This is a genomic window from Pseudomonas sp. UM16 (genome assembly GCF_050312595.1).
In the GTDB taxonomy this organism is placed as follows: domain Bacteria; phylum Pseudomonadota; class Gammaproteobacteria; order Pseudomonadales; family Pseudomonadaceae; genus Aquipseudomonas.
Window position 1 is genome coordinate 1 of the sequence record NZ_JBNPJT010000048.1, and the last position, 1,146, is coordinate 1,146.

At 56.0% G+C, this 1,146-nt stretch carries 1 protein-coding gene; it reads left to right on the forward strand.

Annotated elements, in window-relative coordinates:
* Window positions 1-214 precede the first annotated feature (214 nt).
* Entirely contained in the window at window positions 215-1,132 is a 918-nt protein-coding gene (locus ACQRAX_RS25460; protein ID WP_412041619.1) for an IS110 family transposase, read from the forward strand.
* Window positions 1,133-1,146: the final 14 nt, after the last annotated feature.

The window sequence follows — 1,146 nt, forward strand, 5'->3', positions numbered from 1 at the left end:
CCGCTTGTGTCTATGGCCGGAAGTAAACTCTAGGGTGAGAGAGATGGATGGCAAGCTGTGAGTCCGCGGTGCTTAAAGCACGAGTGGGAGCAAAGCTGCCATCCACCTTTCCACTCTGGCCCATAAGCCCGAACAGTTGGACGAGCAGCCACTCGAAGTACAAGCGTGGGCAAAGCCAGAGCACTCTCACTGCTTAGTGTAAGAGGGTTTTGCCATGCTTTCCTGGGTCGGCATCGATATCTCCAAATCAGACCTCGTTGTTTGGGTTCAGCCGCAAGGCGATGGCTTTAAGGTAGCAAACACGTCGCAAGGCTTTGTTGAGCTGATTGAGCGCTTGAGCCCGTACGATGTTGCTCGGGTCTTGCTGGAAGCCACAGGAGGCTGTGAAACCAAGGTCATGGCGGCCCTGCAAGCCGCAGGCCTTCCCGTGCTCCGAATCAACCCCCGCCGAGCCAGAGCCTTCGCCGTGGCAATGGGTAAAAATGCCAAGACCGATCCGATCGATGCCGCCGTATTGGCAGATTTTGCGGAGGTTTTGCAGGCGTCTAGCAACAAAGTCATTTCGCCCGAACGTGAAGCGCTGCGTGAGTTGATTCAGCTGCGTGAGCATTTCGTTCAACAACGAGACGACAATCGGCGTCGCCTTCAACAGGCCCAGCAAGCCGCCGTCGTCACGATAATCAAAGACCATATTCACTACCTGCAAGCGCAGATCAAGCAGCTCGATAAAGTCATTAATCGGAGCATGTACGACCTGGATGCAGAAAAAGCCAATCGGCTCATTTCGGTCAAAGGAATCGGGCCGGTGGCCACCGCTAGTTTGCTGGTTTACTTGCCCGAGCTGGGTGAGCTTGATCGCCGGGAGATTGCGGCCTTGGCAGGCATTGCGCCGTATAACGAGGACAGTGGCAAACACAGCGGAAGACGTCAGATCAGTGGAGGACGAGCCCGAGTCAGACGTGCGCTGTATATGTCCTGCTGGGTAGTGATCCGCCACCAGGCTGACTTTAAGGCACGCTATGAGGCGCTTCGGGAGCGAGGCAAGAGCGCGAAAGTCGCGCTCATTGCCTGTATGCGGATACTGCTGATCAGGCTGAACGCCATGCTACGCGACGGTACCGAATGGCGGTGACGAATAGCATGGTG